This is a genomic window from Streptomyces vastus (assembly GCF_039532825.1).
GTDB lineage: Bacteria > Actinomycetota > Actinomycetes > Streptomycetales > Streptomycetaceae > Streptomyces > Streptomyces vastus.
This window is the reverse complement of sequence record NZ_BAAASJ010000022.1, coordinates 229,837-246,906: the sequence shown is the minus strand read 5'-3', so window position 1 is coordinate 246,906 and position 17,070 is coordinate 229,837. Positions and strand designations below refer to the sequence as shown.

At 69.9% G+C, this 17,070-nt stretch carries 18 protein-coding genes and 2 pseudogenes; 14 read left to right on the top strand and 6 right to left on the bottom strand.

Annotated elements, in window-relative coordinates; translation table 11 throughout:
* Window positions 1-28: 28 nt before the first annotated feature.
* A pseudogene (locus tag ABD357_RS10920) lies at window positions 29-465 on the bottom strand (LuxR C-terminal-related transcriptional regulator); the annotation flags it as partial.
* Between ABD357_RS10920 and ABD357_RS10915 the strand changes: the two are divergent.
* The 3 genes from ABD357_RS10915 to ABD357_RS10905 all read left to right on the top strand — a co-directional run bounded on the left by ABD357_RS10915 (window position 383) and on the right by ABD357_RS10905 (window position 4,620).
* On the top strand, window positions 383-2,086 hold the full coding sequence (locus tag ABD357_RS10915) for a beta-galactosidase (RefSeq protein WP_344389343.1): 1,704 nt from the start codon (window positions 383-385) through the stop codon (window positions 2,084-2,086). The pseudogene ABD357_RS10920 and the gene ABD357_RS10915 sit on opposite strands and share 83 nt — an antisense overlap.
* Window positions 2,087-2,470: 384 nt before the next feature.
* Window positions 2,471-3,835 carry an alkaline phosphatase PhoX gene (locus ABD357_RS10910; RefSeq protein WP_344389342.1) on the top strand — a complete coding sequence of 455 codons (1,365 nt, stop codon included), beginning with the start codon at window positions 2,471-2,473 and terminating at the stop codon, window positions 3,833-3,835.
* Between the two features lie 122 nt (window positions 3,836-3,957).
* A complete protein-coding gene (locus ABD357_RS10905) occupies window positions 3,958-4,620 on the top strand; it encodes a protein-L-isoaspartate(D-aspartate) O-methyltransferase (protein WP_344389340.1) in 663 nt (220 codons plus the stop codon).
* Window positions 4,621-4,683: 63 nt separating this feature from the next.
* Here the strand turns inward: ABD357_RS10905 and ABD357_RS10900 are convergent, their stop codons facing one another.
* Complete coding sequence (locus ABD357_RS10900; RefSeq protein WP_344389338.1) at window positions 4,684-5,073, bottom strand: hypothetical protein; 390 nt, start codon at window positions 5,071-5,073, stop codon at window positions 4,684-4,686.
* Between the two features lie 435 nt (window positions 5,074-5,508).
* Window positions 5,509-6,546: a LacI family DNA-binding transcriptional regulator gene (locus tag ABD357_RS10895; protein ID WP_344389336.1), complete on the bottom strand. Its 1,038-nt coding sequence runs from the start codon at window positions 6,544-6,546 to the stop codon at window positions 5,509-5,511.
* Between the two features lie 98 nt (window positions 6,547-6,644).
* Between ABD357_RS10895 and ABD357_RS10890 the strand changes: the two are divergent.
* Window positions 6,645-7,484: pseudogene (locus ABD357_RS10890) on the top strand (sugar phosphate isomerase/epimerase family protein).
* A gap of 25 nt (window positions 7,485-7,509) precedes the next feature.
* Here ABD357_RS10890 and ABD357_RS10885 read toward each other — a convergent pair.
* On the bottom strand, window positions 7,510-8,109 hold the full coding sequence (locus ABD357_RS10885) for a DUF998 domain-containing protein (RefSeq protein ID WP_344389334.1): 600 nt from the start codon (window positions 8,107-8,109) through the stop codon (window positions 7,510-7,512).
* Between the two features lie 97 nt (window positions 8,110-8,206).
* Window positions 8,207-8,659 carry an ATP-binding protein gene (locus tag ABD357_RS10880; protein ID WP_344389332.1) on the bottom strand — a complete coding sequence of 151 codons (453 nt, stop codon included), beginning with the start codon at window positions 8,657-8,659 and terminating at the stop codon, window positions 8,207-8,209.
* Window positions 8,660-8,998: 339 nt separating this feature from the next.
* On the opposite strand from ABD357_RS10880, the gene ABD357_RS10875 reads away from it, so the two are divergent.
* From ABD357_RS10875 to ABD357_RS10865, 3 genes are all read left to right on the top strand, one after another.
* Complete coding sequence (locus ABD357_RS10875; protein WP_344389330.1) at window positions 8,999-9,871, top strand: helix-turn-helix domain-containing protein; 873 nt, start codon at window positions 8,999-9,001, stop codon at window positions 9,869-9,871.
* On the top strand, window positions 9,868-10,119 hold the full coding sequence (locus ABD357_RS10870; RefSeq protein WP_344389328.1) for a DUF397 domain-containing protein: 252 nt from the start codon (window positions 9,868-9,870) through the stop codon (window positions 10,117-10,119). The genes ABD357_RS10875 and ABD357_RS10870 overlap by 4 nt, the downstream gene beginning before the upstream one ends.
* A 78-nt stretch (window positions 10,120-10,197) precedes the next feature.
* On the top strand, window positions 10,198-11,028 hold the full coding sequence (locus ABD357_RS10865) for an SAM-dependent methyltransferase (protein WP_344389326.1): 831 nt from the start codon (window positions 10,198-10,200) through the stop codon (window positions 11,026-11,028).
* Between the two features lie 6 nt (window positions 11,029-11,034).
* Here ABD357_RS10865 and ABD357_RS10860 read toward each other — a convergent pair whose 3' ends face one another.
* Complete coding sequence (locus ABD357_RS10860) at window positions 11,035-11,349, bottom strand: hypothetical protein (RefSeq protein WP_344389325.1); 315 nt, start codon at window positions 11,347-11,349, stop codon at window positions 11,035-11,037.
* On the opposite strand from ABD357_RS10860, the gene ABD357_RS10855 reads away from it, so the two are divergent.
* The 7 genes from ABD357_RS10855 to ABD357_RS10825 all read left to right on the top strand — a co-directional run bounded on the left by ABD357_RS10855 (window position 11,350) and on the right by ABD357_RS10825 (window position 16,967).
* Window positions 11,350-12,675 (top strand): class I adenylate-forming enzyme family protein, encoded by a 1,326-nt coding sequence (locus ABD357_RS10855; RefSeq protein ID WP_344389324.1) that lies wholly within the window; start codon window positions 11,350-11,352, stop codon window positions 12,673-12,675.
* A 92-nt stretch (window positions 12,676-12,767) separates the two neighbouring features.
* On the top strand, window positions 12,768-13,886 hold the full coding sequence (locus ABD357_RS10850) for an alcohol dehydrogenase catalytic domain-containing protein (protein ID WP_344389323.1): 1,119 nt from the start codon (window positions 12,768-12,770) through the stop codon (window positions 13,884-13,886).
* A 92-nt stretch (window positions 13,887-13,978) separates the two neighbouring features.
* Window positions 13,979-15,169 (top strand): acyl-CoA dehydrogenase family protein, encoded by a 1,191-nt coding sequence (locus ABD357_RS10845; RefSeq protein ID WP_344389321.1) that lies wholly within the window; start codon window positions 13,979-13,981, stop codon window positions 15,167-15,169.
* Entirely contained in the window at window positions 15,166-15,324 is a 159-nt protein-coding gene (locus ABD357_RS10840) for a 3-hydroxyacyl-CoA dehydrogenase NAD-binding domain-containing protein (protein WP_425584798.1), read from the top strand. Before ABD357_RS10845 ends, ABD357_RS10840 begins: the two co-directional genes overlap by 4 nt.
* Before the next feature lie 47 nt (window positions 15,325-15,371).
* Complete coding sequence (locus ABD357_RS10835) at window positions 15,372-15,866, top strand: hypothetical protein (RefSeq protein ID WP_344389320.1); 495 nt, start codon at window positions 15,372-15,374, stop codon at window positions 15,864-15,866.
* Window positions 15,867-16,120: 254 nt separating this feature from the next.
* A complete protein-coding gene (locus tag ABD357_RS10830) occupies window positions 16,121-16,549 on the top strand; it encodes a hypothetical protein (RefSeq protein WP_344389319.1) in 429 nt (142 codons plus the stop codon).
* Window positions 16,550-16,781: 232 nt separating this feature from the next.
* Window positions 16,782-16,967 (top strand): hypothetical protein, encoded by a 186-nt coding sequence (locus ABD357_RS10825; protein WP_344389317.1) that lies wholly within the window; start codon window positions 16,782-16,784, stop codon window positions 16,965-16,967.
* The last annotated feature ends 103 nt before the right edge of the window (window positions 16,968-17,070 follow it).

Below are 17,070 nucleotides of genomic sequence, written 5' to 3'. Positions count from 1 at the left end.
CGCCTCGCCACATAGGGCACGGTCTTGGTCAGAGTGCTGGACCTCGCCCCTGGGCGAAGCCGGTCTGATAGGCGATCACGACGAGTTGGGCGCGGTCCCGGGCGCCGAGTTTGGCCATGATGCGGTTCACGTGGGTCTTGGCGGTCCAGGGCGAGACGTGGAGACGTTCGGCGATGGCGTCGTTGGAGAGACCGGCGGCCACGAGGACGAGCACTTCGCCCTCGCGTTCGGTCAGGCTCGTCAGTTCCGGCACCGGAGGGCCCTTGGGGTCCGGTGCGGCGAGGTAGCGGGCGATGAGTGCCTTGGTCGCCTTCGGTGACAGCAGTGCCTCGCCCGGGCGACGAGGCGGATGGCGTCGAGGAGGTCGGCGAGCTCCACGCCTTTGCCGAGGAAGCCGCTGGCCGCGGCACGCAGCGCCTGGAAAACGTACGCGTCGGCTTCGAAGGTCGTCAGGATCAGCACCCGCGTACCGTGGAATTTCCATCAGCCTCGTGAGAACGAGGCGCCACGCTTCGACGGCTGGCGGGATGTCGAGCGGTTCATCCGCATGGTTGGCGAGGAGGGGCTCGACGTCATCGTCCGGCCCGGTCCGTACATCTGCGCTGAGTGGTCCAACGGCGGCCTGCCGAGCTGGCTCACCGGCCGGGACGTCGCCATCCGCAGCTCGGATCCGGCGTTCACCTCCGCCGTCGGCCGCTGGTTCGACGAGCTGGTCCCGCGCATCGCCGCGCTCCAGACCGGAGAAGGCGGGCCGGTCGTAGCGGTGCAGGTGGAGAACGAGTTCGGCAGCTTCGGCGACGACCATGCGTATCTGCGCTGGAACCGCCAGGCGCTGAGCCAACGGGGCATCCGGGAGCTGCTGTTCACCGCCGACGGCCCCACCGAGCTCATGCTGGACGGCGGAACCCTGCCCGGGACCCTGGCTGCCATCACCCTGGGCTCCCAGCCCGACGCCGCCCGGCAGCTCCTCGCCACGCGGCGACCGGACGAACCGTTCGTGGTGGCCGAGTTCTGGAACGGCTGGTTCGACCACTGGGGCAAGCGGCACCACGTCCGTGGGGTGGACAGCGCGGTCCGTACACTCCGCGGCATCATCGCCGACGGCGGCAGCGTGAGCATCTACATGGCCCACGGCGGCACCAACTTCGGCCTCTGGGCAGGCGCCAACGAGCACGAGCGCCGTCTCCAGCCCATCGTGACCAGCTACGACTCCGACGCCCCGATCGCCGAGGACGGCAGCCTCACCGCCAAGTTCTTCGCCGTACGCGAGGCTCTCGGCGCCCGTGGCCCCCTCCGCTCCCCCGAGCGGATGCCGACGCTCCCGCCCACCCGCGTCCCACTCGCCCACCGCGCCGACCTCCTCGCCGGCCTCCGCGCCGTGCCGGCCCCGATCCCGACCTTGAGGGCTCCGCGCCCCGCCTCGTTCGAGCGGCTCGGGCTGGACGCGGGGATGGTCCTGCACACCGCGCACCCGCGCATCCCGGCGGGCGAGCACCGGCTGGTCCTCACCGATGTACGCGACCGGGCGCTGGTCTTCGCCGACGGCACCCTCCTCGGCGTGGCCGACCCCGCTGAGCCGGAACTCCCCATCCACGGAACCGGAGACGCCGTACGCCTGGAGGTCCTGGTCGAGAACCTCGACCGGGTGAACTACGGCCCGGGCATCGGCGGGCACAAGGGCCTGCTCGGCCCCGTCCTCGTCGACCGGCGCATCGTCCAGGGCTGGGACAGCACGCCGGTCGCGCTCCAGGAATGGTCCGCCACGGAGCTGGCCAACGCGGTCTCCGCTGGTCCCGCGACCACACACGCCGGCTTCGCCATCGCGACGTTCGACGTCGGCACACCCGCGGACACCTTCCTCGCACTGCCCGGATCGAACCGCGGCCTCGTCTGGATCAACGGCTTCCTGCTCGGCCGCTACTGGGAGATCGGCCCGCAGGTCACCCTCTACTGCCCGGCACCGCTGCTGCGCGCCGGCGAGAACACCGTGACGGTCCTCGAACTGGAACGGCTCGGCGGAGCCCTGGAGTTGCGGGACCGGCCTGAGCTGGGACCCCCGGAGGAGTACATCGAGGAGTTCGAATGAGTGCCTCCGGCGGTTGCGCGGGTCGGCTTCGTGGGGGTTGGGGTGCGTGTTTCGACTGCGCGCCCGTCGTGGCTGGTCGCGCCCCGCGGCGGAGCCGCAAACCGACACAGCCCCGCACCCCTGAAAGACCAAAAGCCTGCGACTCCCCGCGCCCCGAACAAGCCCGTGCCCCAAAAGCTCGCGCCTCTGAAAGCCCGCACCACCATGTGCCCGCGCCCTCCCACCGGCGGGAGGAGACGTGGGCCGATGCGTCGTATGCCCGTCGCGAAAGATCTTCTCCCAACGCTCACTTTCCGTTAGGCAAAGGACCAAGCCTCTGCACCTAGGGTGACTCGCGCCGCCCCCTCGTTCGTCGCATCGATTCGTCGCATCGAGAGGACCCCCATGTCAGCCAAGTCCGCCGGAAGACCCACCAGTTCCGGTCCTGAACGACGCACGCTCCTGCGTGGGGCGGCCGTGGCCGTGGCCGCGGCCGCGTCCGTACCCTTCCAGGCCCTCGCGGCGCGGACGGCGACAGCCGCGCCGGTCAAGCTGGAATTCGACGCCGGGTACGGCCCACTGCGCCCGGTCAAGGACCAGGCGACCGGCCTGGAACTGCTGCAGCTGCCGCGCGGGTTCGAGTACATCTCCTACGGCTGGACCAACGACCTCATGGACGACGGGGTGCGCACCCCGGGCTCCCATGACGGCATGGCGGCCTTCCGGTACGACGACAAGCTCCACATCGTCCGCAACCACGAGCGCGGCGCCGGACCCGCCTTCACCGCCCCGGCCTACAACCCCGAGGCCGGCGGCGGCACCACCACCCTGGTCTTCGACACAAACGCCGGCCAGTGGCTGGAGTCCTACGGCAGCCTCGGCGGCACCATACGCAACTGCGCCGGTGGCCCCACCCCCTGGAACACCTGGCTCACCTGCGAGGAAACCTTCTCCACGGTCGCCGACAAGCGCCACGGCTACATCTTCGAGGTGGCCTCGGAGGGCAAGGGCAACCCCGAGCCGTACAAGGCCATGGGCCGGTTCAACCACGAGGCCATCGCCATCGACCCGGCGACCGGCTACGTCTACGAGACCGAGGACCGCGGCGACGCCTCCCTGTACCGGTTCGTTCCGGCGGTACCGGGCGACCTGTCCAAGGGCGGCCGGCTGGAGGCCATGCGCATAGGCGACACGTCGTACGACACCCGCCTCGACGGGGAGAAAACGTACGGCACCGTCTCCTGGGTGCCCGTGGACGACGTCGACCCGGCAGCGGACACGGTGCGGCTCCAGGCGCAGGCGAACGGCGCCGCCGTCTTCAGCCGCCTCGAGGGCGCCTGGTACGGCAACGACCGCATCTACGTGATCACGACCGACGGCGGCCCGGCCCGCCAGGGGCAGGTCTTCGAACTCGACCCGGCCACCGACGAGTTCCGGGTGCTCTTCGCCTCCCCCGGCGCCGACGTGCTCAACGCCCCGGACAACATGTGCGTCAGCCCCCGCGGAGGCCTGGTGCTCTGCGAGGACGGCAGCGGCACCGAGTACGTCCATGGACTGACCACGGACGGCGAGATCTTCCGGTTCGCCGTCAACAACGTCGACCTGCGCGGCGGCACCGCGGGCAAGAACGTCCCGGCCGCCGACCACAGGGGATCCGAGTGGGCCGGATCCGTGTTCGAACCGAAGAACGGCAACTGGCTGTTCGTCAATATCCAGACGCCCGGCATCACGTTCGCGATCACCGGACCCTGGACCCAGGGCGCGCTCTGATCCATCCGTAGGACACCGTCTGCCCGCTGAGCTGCCGGACCGGAGTCAGAACCGGTCCGGCAACCCTCACCCGGTCGCCCGGCTGCCACGAGCTTCCTAGGCTTAGGTGTGGTGAGCCGCCCATGAACTCCGTACCCCGTGCGCCCGAAGATCTCGTGCGGGCCCTCGCAGCCGCCGGAATCAGGGACGAGCGGCTGCTCGAGGCCGTACGGACGACGCCCCGGGCGGAATTCGTTCCGGCCGGTGACGTGGCCGCCGCCTACCGCGACGAACCCGTTGCGATCGGGGAAGGGCAGGTCACGACTCAGCCGTCGCTGTCCGCCATGATGATCGAGGGCCTTGGCCTGGACGGGAGCGAGCATGTCCTTGAGATCGGTACCGGTCTCGGTTTCCAGACGGCGCTGCTCGCCCGGCTGGCCGCCGACGTGGTCAGCATCGAAATGCGGCCGGACCTCGCCCGTCAGGCCCGCGGCAATCTCGCGCGGCAGCGGGTGCGGAACGTGGAGCTGCGGGTCGGTGACGGCAGCGGTGGCGTGCCGGACCGCGCTCCGTACGACGCGGTCGTCGTGTCGGCTGCGTTCCCGGAGGTACCCGCACCGCTGATCGCGCAGGTCCGGCCGTCCGGTCGCCTGGTGCAGCCGATCGGGCGGGGCGGACATGAGCGGGTCGTGTGCTTCGTGCGCACCGCGTCGGGGCTGGAGCAGCGGCGGATTCTGACCGCGGCCCGCTTCGTCCGGCTTCAGGGACGGTACGGCTTTCCGCAGGACGACGAGGGTCCTCCGTGAGGAAGCCGCGGCGACGCCGGAGAACAAGGCGTCAGAGAACGAGGCACGGCCTTGGACCGTGTCTCAGTCGGTCAGGCGTCGGCCTGCAGTTGTGCGAGCTCGGCCTCCAGGTGGGCCATGGCCTCCCCGCCGGCCATGAGGGCCGAGGAACGTCACCTTGCCGCCGCCTCCCTTCACCAGCTTGCCCGCGTCCTCGCCACCACGCTTGATCGCGGACCAGAACGGGTCGTCGGCCTTGCCGCCGATGACGTAGATGGAGTTCTTGCCGTTGCTCTTGCCGGACGTCGATCCGCCCCCGGCCGGCGCCGTCGACTGATCCCCGTCGCCGCCCGAGGCCTTGCCGCTGGCGCACCCGGTCAACGCGGTCGCCGCCGCGGTGAACAGGCTCACCACGACCCGGCCGCTTCTGGAGAGACGACGGCCGGACGGCCGCCGGGTCTGCGTGCGTTCCATGTGCGGGGTACTCCTTCGTGTGATTCCCGGCGAGGGCGTGAGCGGGCCGGGAATGTCTCGGGGTTTGTGCGACGGTGCGTACGCGCGAATCGAGCCGGGCCTGCGCGTTCACGGCGGCCCGGCGGCTGGTGCCGGGCGGGGTCGGGCGATGGCGGTCCCGGTGCGGGAGCGTTGGCGGCACCGGGTTTTCCGTCGGGACGGCTCGTCGCGGGGATGTCCCGGCATCGGTCACAGCAACGCCGGATTGAGTGGTGGGTAAAGATTCTGGCGATCTCTTAAATCGCTTTAAGCAATGCTGGTGCGCAGAGCATGCTTGCGTTTCCGAAAGGTGTCAAGAGTCTGCTCAACAAATGCGCGCTCGGCCGCTATCCACACATGAAAGGGTGCATCAGCCATATGTTTGCGGCCCGAACGGCAACGGCCAGTGATGCGGGATCAGCGCGGCTGAGCCGTGGTTCCCCGCACAACCAGGGAAGGAGCGAGGACGATCTCGCGGGGAGCCGTGCGACCCTGGTCGAGGCGCTCGACGGCGGCCGTCACGGCCTGACGGGCCTGTTCCTCGGCGTTCTGGCTGACGGTCGTCAGGTCGAAGGCGGCCAGCCGGGACAGGGTGTCGTCGTCGTAGCCGGCGACGGACACGGTCCCGGGGACGTCGATCCCGGCCCGCCGGAAGGCGGTGAGCAGGCCGATGGCACTCTGGTCGTTGTAGGCCACGACGGCGGTCGGCAGGTTGCCGTCGTCGAGGAAGTGCCGGCCGGCCTTCTCGCCGGCCTCCTCCGTGATGCCCCCGTGCAGGACGCTGATCTGTTCGTCGAGACCATGGCGGCGCATGGCACTCCGGTAGCCGCGGCGCCGGTCGGTGGCGATGACACCCTTGCCGCCGTCGACGTACGCGATCGTGCGGTGACCGAGGCCCACCAGGTGGTCGACGATCTGGCCGACTCCGTCGTCGTCGGCGGTGCGGACGACGTCGAGTTCGGCGCCGGAGATCCGGCGCCCCACGGAGATGACGGGCGCCCTGCGGTCGAGGTCGGCGAGGACGGAGGCGGGGGCCACCGGGCCGAGGAGGAGCAGCGCCTCACAGCGGAAGGCCAGCAGCGTCTCGACGGCTGTGTTCTCGTCGCGGGTACGGGTCTGGGTGCTCAGGACCAGGTCGTAGCCGACCTCCTCGGCGGCCGTATGCAGGTGCTCGACCAGCTCGGCATGGAAGGGGCTGTGGATGTCGACCATGACGCCGAGCAGCCGGCTGCGCCTGCTGGCCAGGGCACTGGCCGTGCGGTCGGGGCGGTAGCCGAGTTCGGCGGCGGCCTTCAGGACGCGCTGCCGGGTGCGCTCACTGGGCCCTGGCACGCCCCGCAGGACCAGCGACACCGACGCCGTGGACAGGCCGACGCGCGCGGCGACGTCCTCCAGGCGGGGACGCGGAGTCGCGCCGTTGCCGCCCCCGGAGGCGCCGGAGCCGAGCCGGCCCACACGACCTCCCGTGGTTTTGGGGCAACACCCTTGGCATCCGTCTGTGACTCCGCCGATAGTACCAGAACTTAAAGCGCTTTAATCGAGGAGCGCGCCCCATGAAGATCGCCCACGACCCGTACATGATCCGCAGCACCCCGCTGCACGAACTGCCCGCTGTGGTGGCCGAGTTGGGCTACGAGTGGATCGAGCCGTCGCCGCGGGAGGACTTCATCCCGTTCTTCCGCCACCCGCGCGTCGACGACGGCACGGTCGCGAGGTTCCGCAAGGCCCTGGAGTCCGCAGGCGTCGGCATCTCCTCCGTGCTCCCGCTGTTCCGCTGGTCGGGTCCGGACGAGGACGCGCGGCAGGCCGCCGTACGGCACTGGAAGCGGGCCACCCAGATCACCGCGGACCTCGGCGTGACCAGCATGATCTCCGAGTTCAACGGCCGCCCGGATGACCCGGACCGCAGCGAGGCGCAGTTCTGGTAGTCGATGGACGAACTGCTGCCGGTCTTCGAACGCGAGGGCATCCACCTCGCTCTGGAGCCGCATCCGGACGACTTCATCGAGGACGGCCACGACGCGATCAACTTCATCCGCGGCATCAACCACCCGAACGTCAGCTTCCTCTACTGCGCCCCGCACACCTTCCACATCGGCAACGACGCCCCCGGCATCATCGAGTACGCGGGCGACCTGCTCACCCACGTGCACCTCGCCGACGCCTTCGACCACACCGCGTCCTCCGGCAACCGCTACATCCTCAACCCGCCCGGCACCCCGGCCCGCATTCACCAGCACCTGAACATGGGCGAGGTCGACTTCGGCGAACTCAACGCAGGCGGCTTCGACGGCACCCTCACCGCCTGTGTGTTCGCCTGGGAGGAGAAGGCGAAGGAGTCCTCCGTATTCATGCGGGAGAAGATCGGCGAATATCTGGCCACTTGGAAGTGACACCACTCCACCCGGCGTTCGCCCCTCACACCACAGGCCGGTCGTCGTCGGCATGGCGGACGCAGGAAGCGACGACCACGAAAGGCCAGAGGGACTGGATGCAGGTCACGACGCGTTCGGCGACGCCCGGGGCACCGTGACGGTGCAGTTCGAGCAGGAACCATGCCGCGCCGACCGTCATCAGAGCGGTCGCCGCGAGGGAGGGCGCGGGCCGAAGTCCCCAAGGCGTGTCCCTTCTGCGATCGGCGGCCAGGACCGGCCACACCGCCAGTAGAGCGAATCCGGCCCCGGCAATGAAACCGTGCCGCAGGGACCCCCCACTGCTCGGTGCCGGAACCAGTGCCACGCCCAGTGTCGCCGCTCCCCCGCCGGCCAGCGCCACCCGTCCGGCGAGTGCGGCCGGGCGCAGCCCCAGGGCGGTCAGCAGGTGGCAGGCGCCCAGAGCGAGCAGTCCTCCGGTCATCACCCAGAATCCCGCAGCCCCGTACGCGGCCAGGACACTGATCGTCTGACTGACGGGGTCGTAGGCGGGCCCCTCCAGCACTGCCGCGATCGCCCAGCCTCCGGCCAGCAGGACGGGCGCGCACCCCGATGAGAGCACGGCCCATCTAGGAACAAGTCGCATCAGGACACCGTAAAACGCCCATCCATGGAGATGCGGTTCCTGCTCCGGTCAGTCCCCCCGCTTCACCCCCGGCACTCCGGGCACTCCCGGTACGGCGTCACCCGCGATCCGAGGCGAAGGCCGCCCACACCGCGTGCCCCCCGGTGAGAGCGGAGCGCTCGGCGCCCCACGCGTGCGCGAAGTGCTCCACGAGTAACAGGCCACGCCCGCATTCATCTTCCGGGCTCGGGTCGCGTGGGGGCAGGTTCCGCACCGTGAGGTCCTCGTCGTGCACTTCGAGGTGGAGCAGCCCGTCCGCGGCGAGGCCGGCGCAGCAGAGGACCCGGGTACTGGGGGTGTGGCGTATCGCGTTGGTGACCAGCTCGGACAGGATCAGGAGCGCGTCCTGGCGTACCTGCTCGGGCAGCCGCCAGGTGCGCAGCCGCTCACCCATCGCGCGACGGGCTTCACCGACGCCGGCCGGGCACGCCTTGAGCTCGAGCCAGTGGACTCTGGCCGGGGCGGTGCCGACCAGGAGCTGGGGGGAGGGAGGGGACGTAAGGGAGGGCACAGTGGTCGCCTTCCGTCGGGGGACGGGTAGTGCGATGAGCTGAGGGGGGAGCCTCACCGGGGCGGCGCGGAGGCCTGCCGGTGCGGCAGCTAGTGCCCGATCCGGCCGCAATGCGCACCAAGTCCCGGAGTGTGTCCGGGACTTGGCGAGGACTGCCATCGCGGTCGGTGAGATCGGTCATGTTGACACTATGCTTGCCGGTCCGTTCAACCTGCAACCTCCTGCCTGATAATTTCAGGCAGCCGGTATCTGCCTGGCGTCATCACCAAGTCGCTGTCAGACTCATGCAGGTGACACCTAATCAGCTATGCCGGTGACACTCATTCAGGAGGTAAGGCCGTGAGCGAAGCCCGTCCGGGTGCCGGCACCGGCGCTCCCACCGTTCTCCGCATGATTCTCGGCAAGCGGCTGCAGGACCTGCGGCTGAGCGCCGGGGTGACCCTGGACGAGGCGGCCAAGGCCCTGCGTGTGAAGCCCTTGACGATCCGGCGGCTGGAGAAGGCCGAGGTCAGCCTCAAGATCCTGTATGTGGAGCTGCTGTTGCAGACGTACGGGGTCGGCCGGCAGGAGATCGACGAGTTCATCGAGCTGGCCGAACAGGCCAATCGCCCTGGCTGGTGGCACCGCTACCGCGATGTGCTGCCCGGCTGGTTCACCGCCTACGTCAGCCTGGAGAGCGGCGCCAGGACGCTGCGTACGTACGAGCCCCACTACGTCACGGGCCTCCTGCAGACCCACGCGTACGCCCGGGCCGTCCTGCGCGCCGGCTTCCCCAACGACAGCGACGAGGAACTCGAGCGAAGAGTCGACCTGCGCCTGCGCCGTCAGAGCCTGCTGACCAAGCCGGCGGCGCCGACCCTGTGGGTGGTGATGGAAGAGGCCGTACTGCACCGGGTCGTCGGCGGGCCGGAAGTGATGCGCGAGCAGATCGACGGGCTGCTGGCGGCGGCCGAGCTGGACCATGTCAGTCTCGACATCGTGCCGTTCAGCGCGGGCGCGCACACCGGCGCGTTCGCCCCCTTCACCTACTTCCGTTTCGAAGAGCCGGAGCTGCCGGACATCGTCTACACCGAGCTCCTCTCCGGCTCCGTCTATCTCGATCAGCGCTCCGACGTGGTCGCCCACCTCGAGGCACACAACCGGATGTCCCTGCTGACGTCGACCACCGAGAGCAAGGCTCTCCTGAACCGCATGCGTAAGGAGTACACATGAGCAGCACCGGCAGCGGTACCTACAACGGCATGCCCGCGACTGAACTCGGTGAGCAGGGCTGGGAGTGCCCATGGAGCGGCACCAGCGGCGGGCAGTGCGTGGAGACGAAGCGGCTCGCCGACGGCCGGGTGGCCTTTCGGCAGTCGAAGGATCCGGCCGGTCCCGCGCTGATCTACACACCGGAGGAGTTCAGCGCGTTCGTCGCGGGGATCAAGAACGGGCTCGCCGATCACCTGACCAAGAGCTGAACCAGACCGGCTTCAGGACCCCCACCTTGCCTGCTGCCACCTGGCCGGCATGCCGAAGCACACCTCTGAAGGGACACGATGACCTCCCCCCACACCGCGCGGCACATCGACACCAGCAGGCCGCACTCGGCCCGCATGTACGACTACTACCTCGGCGGCAAGGACCACTTCGACGTCGACAAGGAGGCTGCCGAGAGGGTCGCGGCGGCGTACCCCGGCATCTTCGTGTGCGCCCGGGAGAACCGCGCCTTCATGCACCGCGCCACCCGTGTCCTCGCCCGGGAGCACGGCATCCGGCAGTGGCTCGACATAGGCACCGGCATTCCGACCGAGCCCAATCTGCACCAGGTGGCCCAGGCCGTCGTCCCGCAGGCCAGGGTCGTGTACGCCGACAATGACCCGCTCGTCCTCAAGTACGCCGAGACTCTGATGCACAGCGCCCCCGAGGGCCGTACGACCTATATCGAGGCGGACGTCAACGAGCCTGAAACGCTCCTGAACGCACCCGAGTTGGCGGACGTCCTGGACCTGACCGAGCCCGTGGCGCTGTCCCTCAACGCCCTGATGCACTTCGTTCCCGATCCCCAGGACCCGTACGGGATCGTCGACCGCCTCATGAGCGCCCTCCCCTCGGGCAGCGCCCTCGCCCTGACCCACTGCACCCCGGACTTCGACCCCACCACGTGGGAGAACGTCACGAAGATCTACACCACCGCCGGAACCCCCGTGCAGTTCCGCTCCAAGGCGGACGTCTCACGCTTCTTCGACGGCCTCGACCTCCTCTCCCCCGGCATCGCCCTCGGCCACCGCTGGCGCCCGGAGGCCGGAGACGGCAGCTCCGAGGGGCCCGCGCCGGAGCCCACGGATGCCGAGGTCAGCCTGTGGACAGGGGTGGGCATCAAGCCGTAGGGACGTTCACGCGGAGTCGGTGGGCCGAAGGGCGTCGAGCAGGCGTGGCGAGGCCTGGAGTGCCGTGCGCTGCATCAGGTCCAGGACGCCCCGCGTGCCCGCCATCTCCGAGCCGCCGCCGGCCCGGCCGGGGCCACCGTGCCTCAGGGCGGACAGCGGTGAGCCGTGTCCGGTGGTTTGCGCCATGTTCGCCGAGTCCATCAGGTGCAGCCGTCCGTGCCAGGGAGCGGCGTCCTGGACGAAGGCAGTCGTCCAACCGAGGTCGTCGCTGACGACGGAGGCCGCAAGGCTGCCCCGGCCGCGCGCCACCAGGTCCGTCACGTGGGCCGTGTCGCGGTACGCCATGACCGTGGCGGCCGGTCCGAACGGCTCGTGGGGGCCGTCCTCGTACCCGTCCATCCTCAGGTGGCCGGCGGCGAGTTGGCCGTCGTCTGCGAGGAGACGGTGCCGCGTACGGTCATCGGCGACGAGCGGTTCCTGAGCGCCCGCCCTGCCGGTGGCGGTGGCGGTGGCGGTGGTACGAGCTTCCGCCTGACGTGGGAGGACCTGCACCCCGGCGACGAGCCGTCCGCGCCCGCCTCGGAAGGGCCGAAGCCGCCGGCCGGCTCCGACGCCGCGGTCATCGCGTTCACCTCTGGAACCTCCGGACGCCCCAAGGGCGTAGCGCTGACGCACACCAACCTGTACTGGAGCATGGTCAACGGACTGTCGCGGCTCCCCGTGGGCGAGGACGACACCGCCCTCGTCTCAACGCCGCTGGCCCACGTCGCCGTTCTGGGCGGGCTGCCTCAGTACACCTGGGCGCGTCGCGGGACAGTGGTGCTGGCCCCGAAGTTCGACCCGGACCTGTTCATCGACCTCGTACGCGACCACCGCGTCACCTGCGCCTTCGCCGTACCCGCCATGGCCGCCCTGCTGGCCCGCCATCCTCGCTTCACAAGCGGCGACCTGGACACCTTGCGGTGGATCCTCTCCGGCGGGGCACCGGCCCAGACGGCGATCAGGGCACAGCTGAACGAGCGCGGCGTCGGAGTGGCCGATTCCTACGGCCTTACGGAGACCAGCGCCGGCGTGACGTACTCCGCACCCGACGCGAACGCGGAACCGGCCACCGTGGCCGGACGTCCCGTGCCGCACGTCGAGCTCCTGGTCGTGGACGAGGCGGGATCGCCCGCCCCGGACGGCGCGGTCGGCGAGATCTGGGTGCGCGGACCGTCGGTCGCGTCGTCGTACTGGACCGCCTCCGGGCCGCGGCCCGCCACCGACGCCGACGGCTGGTTCCACACCGGGGACAGGGGCCGGACCGACGCCGAGGGCCGGATCGAAGTCGTCGGCCGGGTCAAGGACACCATCATCACCGGCGGCGAGAACGTCGACCCCGCCGAGGTCGAGAACGCACTGATCGACCTGCCGGGCGTCGTCGAGGTCGCGGTGTCCGGGACGCCGGATCCGATCTGGGGCGAGATCGTGACCGCCTTCCTGGTCGCCGACAGCGGTGAACCGTCCCTGGACGACATACGCGCCCACCTCGACGGCCGCCTGGCCCGGCACAAGTGGCCGCGGCGACTGCGCGTCGTGCCGGCGCTGCCGCGAGGAGCGACCGGGAAGCTCCAGCGGCAGCGGCTGACGACACTGCTCGATTACTGACCCACTCCCCACAACTCCCACACCTCCCACAAGTCCCCAGAGACGACACCACAGTTGGCGCCGTCTCCCGCACCCATACCCGAGGAGACGCCATGAGTGCGACCATGCGAGCCGCCCGGATGCACCACGTCGGCGAGCCCATGAAGATCGAGGAACTTCCCGTTCCCGAGCCGGGCCCCGGTGACGTCCGCGTGGCCGTGCACGCCGTCAACATCGTTCCGAACCTCGCCAACATCCTGAACATGTGGACCACTTGGTTCCCGCACAGCCCCCTGCCGACCCTTCCGGCGATCTTCGGCCTTGACCCGGCGGGCGTGGTCGAGGCGGTCGGCGAGGGTGTCCAGGGATGGGAGGTCGGCGACCGGGTGTACGTCAACCCGGGCCGGAGCTGCGGGGCTTGCCGCTCATGCCGCAACAACGACTCGATCAACTGCGCCAGTTACGCCTTCGCCGGATATTTCGGCTTTTCGTCGACTGCGATCGACCTGCTGGACCGGTACCAGGGCGGCCTCGCCGAGCACATGGTGGCGCCGGCGTACGCGCTGGTGAAGCTGCCGGACAACCTGTCCTTCGAGGCCGCCGCCCGCTTCGGCTACCTCGGCACCATGTACTCCGCCCTCCGCAAGGCCGGCGCCGGGCCGGGCAAGACGGTCCTGATCAACGGCATCAGCGGCACCCTGGGCATCGGCGCGGCGCTGCTCGCCCCCGCCTTCGGCCTGACACACGTCTACGGCACCGGACGCGACCAGCAACTGCTCGACCAAGTCGGCAAGTTGGCGGCCGGCCGCCTGCACCTGCACTCCCTGAACGGCGGTCCACTCGAGGAGTGGATACGTGAGGAGACCGACGGCTATGGCGCCGACGTCTACATCGACGCGCTCGGCCCGGGTGCGCCGCACGAGACGTTCCTGGCCGGGATGCGGGCGATGGCGCGCGGCGGCATCGCGGTGAACATCGGCGCCATGGCCGGTGACCTGCCCGTCGACATCCACCGGATGATGGACCAGCAGCTGCGACTGATCGGATCCGCCTGGTTCACCTCCGGAGAAGGCCAGGCGATGGCCGACCTGGTGGAGGCCGGCGTGATCGACCTCAGTGCCCTGGAGCACCACGCGTACCCGCTGGAGCAGGTCAACGAGGCCATCAGTGGCATCGCTCAACGCAACGGCGGCTTCAGCAACTTCATCATCAGCCCGACGGCAACGTCGTAAACAACCCGACGGCCACTGTGGAACCGGGGCCGTCGGCCACTCCCCCAGCCGGCGGCCCCCTTCCCCTCCCCTTCCGACCTCTGGAGACTTTGATGCACGCTCAGCACGCCGCGCGCCCCGCCGACCCCCTCGATCTCGTGGAACTCGACAGCCTGCTGACCCCGGACGAGCGGGCCGTACGCGATGCCGTCCGCACCTTCTGCGACCGGCGCGTCGAACCGCACATCGCCGAGTGGTTCGAGGTGGGGGCGATGGAGGACATCCGCGGGCTCACCAAGGAACTCGGCGAACTCGGCCTGCTGGGCATGCACTTGGAGGGTTACGGATGCGCGGGCATGAGCGCCGTGGACTACGGCCTTGCCTGTCTCGAACTGGAGGCGACCGACTCGGGGTTGCGTTCCCTGGTCTCCGTCCAGGGCTCGCTGGCCATGTGCGCGATCCACGCGTTCGGGTCCGAGGAGCAGAAGGAGGAGTGGCTGCCCCGCCTCGCGGCGGGCACCGCCATCGGCTGCTTCGGACTCACCGAGCCGGACTCGGGTTCCGATCCGGGCAGCATGCGGACCGCCGCCCGCCGCGACGGTGACGACTGGGTCCTGGACGGTCGCAAGATGTGGATCACCAACGGCTCGGTCGCCGACGTGGCGGTGGTCTGGGCACGTACCGAGGACGGGGTCCGCGGCTTTGTGGTGCCCACGGACACCCCCGGCTTCTCGGCTCCCGCGATCAAGCACAAGATGTCGCTGAGGGCGTCGGTGACGAGTGAGCTCGTCCTCGACTCCGTACGACTTCCCGGTGCGGCCGTCCTGCCGGAGGTGCGGGGACTCAAGGGCCCGCTGTCCTGCCTCAACGAGGCGAGGTACGGCATCGCCTGGGGTGCGATGGGCGCCGCGCGCTCGGCCTTCCGGACGGCGCTGGCATACGCGGGCGACCGGGCCCAGTTCGGCCGCCCGATCAGCTCCTTCCAGCTGACGCAGGCCAAGCTGACCGACATGGCCCTCGAACTGGCCAAGGGCACACTGCTCGCCTTCCACCTCGGCCGCGCCAAGGACGACCGGGGGCTCAGGCCCGAGCAGGTCAGCTTCGGCAAGCTCAACAACACCCGCGCAGCGCTGGAGATCTGCCGTACGGCCCGCACCGTCCTGGGCGCGAACGGCATCTCCCTGGAGTACCCGGTCATCCGGCACGCCAACAACCTCGAGTCGATCCTGACCTACGAGGGCACCGTGGAGATGCACACCCTGATGATCGGCCAGGCGCTGACGGGGCAGGCGGCCTTCCGATGAGCACAACGCCCCCGATCCGTGCGGTGGGTGTCGTCGGCTGCGGCCTGATGGGCGCGGGCATCGCGGAGGTCTGCGCCCGGGCGGGTCTCGACGTCGTGGTCCACGAGGTGGGCGAGGACGCGGCCAAGGCGGGCCTGTCCCACCGCCTCAGATAGCCGGCGCGGACTTCGGGACCAGTGAAAACGACCGCAAGCTCCAGGACATGACCGTGGCGCTGTTCGCCAACAAGGACGCCAAACTCGGTGCGGAATGCCGCGACCGCTGCCTCGCCCATCCGACCGGCACCCAGTTCACTCGTACCGTGCTCCTGGGCGGCACCGCGATCATCGGCGGCCTGATCCTGGCGGCCACCGGCGTCACCGGAGTCGGCGCTGCCGGAGCCATGGTGGGCATCGTGTGGGGCGTCAACCTGCTGATCCTGGCTACGGAGCTCATCGACCGCCAGCGGGCCAACGCCGATGCCGCCCAGGAGGCCGGCGTGCGGCAGCAGGCCAACCGTGCCGTGGTCCAGATGATGACGCTCGGCCAGACCGCGCTGCAGCGGGCCTTCGAGCAGGCAGGCGACCGCAACGCCGTCGAGGTCGCGGCGGAGAACGCCGCAGGCGCCGCGTACGCCCGCCAGAACGGCGATGACCCCCAGCCCAATCCCGACCAGGCGTTCATCGACGAGATGGACATGATCCTCGACCGGGTCTGACAGACCCGCCGACCACCAGACCCGCGGACCACCGGAGCCCCGCCTCTGTGCCGAGGACCGGCTCAGAGGCGGGGCCTTCTGTCTGCTCCTGGGCGGCGACGATCGCGGGTGCCAGGCCTGCACCCGCGATCACCGTGCCTGCCGCCGAGGCCCGCCTGCGCGACGAGATCGGCCGGGTCGAGCAGGACCTCAGCCGGCCCATGCTGTCGGCGGCGTGCCAAGGTACGCCCTTGGCGGATGTGCCGGTCTAACAAGTGGTGCCCGACGGTCAGCTGCCCGCGGTGCCGCTGACCGCACGGCAGGAACGCAACCTGCTGCTGATGCCGGCCGGCCGCCAGCTCGTGCAGGCGTCGGTGGTCGGCCTGGCGCTGTTCGCCTTCTTCCTCGCCCTGGGCGTGCTGGTGGTCACGCCCGGGACAGCGGAACAGTGGATCGGCGAAAAACCAGAGACGTCTGTCCTTTTCCCCGTGATCCCGGTCGCGATGTTGCGGAACGCCACACTCTTCGCCGCGTTCGGCAGCATGTACTTCGCGGTCACCTCGATGACGGACGCGGACCATCGACAGCGGTTCTACGCCCCGATGATCGACGAGATCGAGCGCGTGCTCGCGGTGCACGCGGTGTATCTGGCCGTGCGCGAACCCGCCCCGGCCGCCGCATCCCAGCGCCTGGGCGCCGGATGATCACTCAGCGCCGCCACGCTCGGGGTCCTGGGTGAGCAGTGAGACCAGCTCGGTGTCGTCGGAGCCGACGGCACAGTGCGCAGAGGCGAGCCGTCCCATGATCCGCTGTGTGGTGAGGGCATCCAGGTGACTGCCGGAAGCCCTCGACGTCGGCGGCGGTGAATCCGGGCGCGACGCGCACGGACGGCGTGCCCGACGCCGCGGTACGCACTGTGTCGATGTCGGGACGACCATGCACCCCCACCCACCGAGCGGCGGCGCCGGTCATCACGACGAGGGAACCGGCACCCCTGGCCGCCGGCGCCAATTCCTCGGCAGCACGGTCGACTTCGCCCAGATCCGAGTCGGGATCGTCGCTCCGGACGACGACGGCCGTGTGGGTGGCCCCCAGGCGACGTATCTCACAACCGCTCCGTGACGCCTGACTCGATCCTTCGACTTTGTCGAGTGATAAAGTCTGTCGAACGGAAGCTCGCTGCTTCTCCGTCTGTTCCATGCGTCCACCCCTGCCCGCGGGGGCA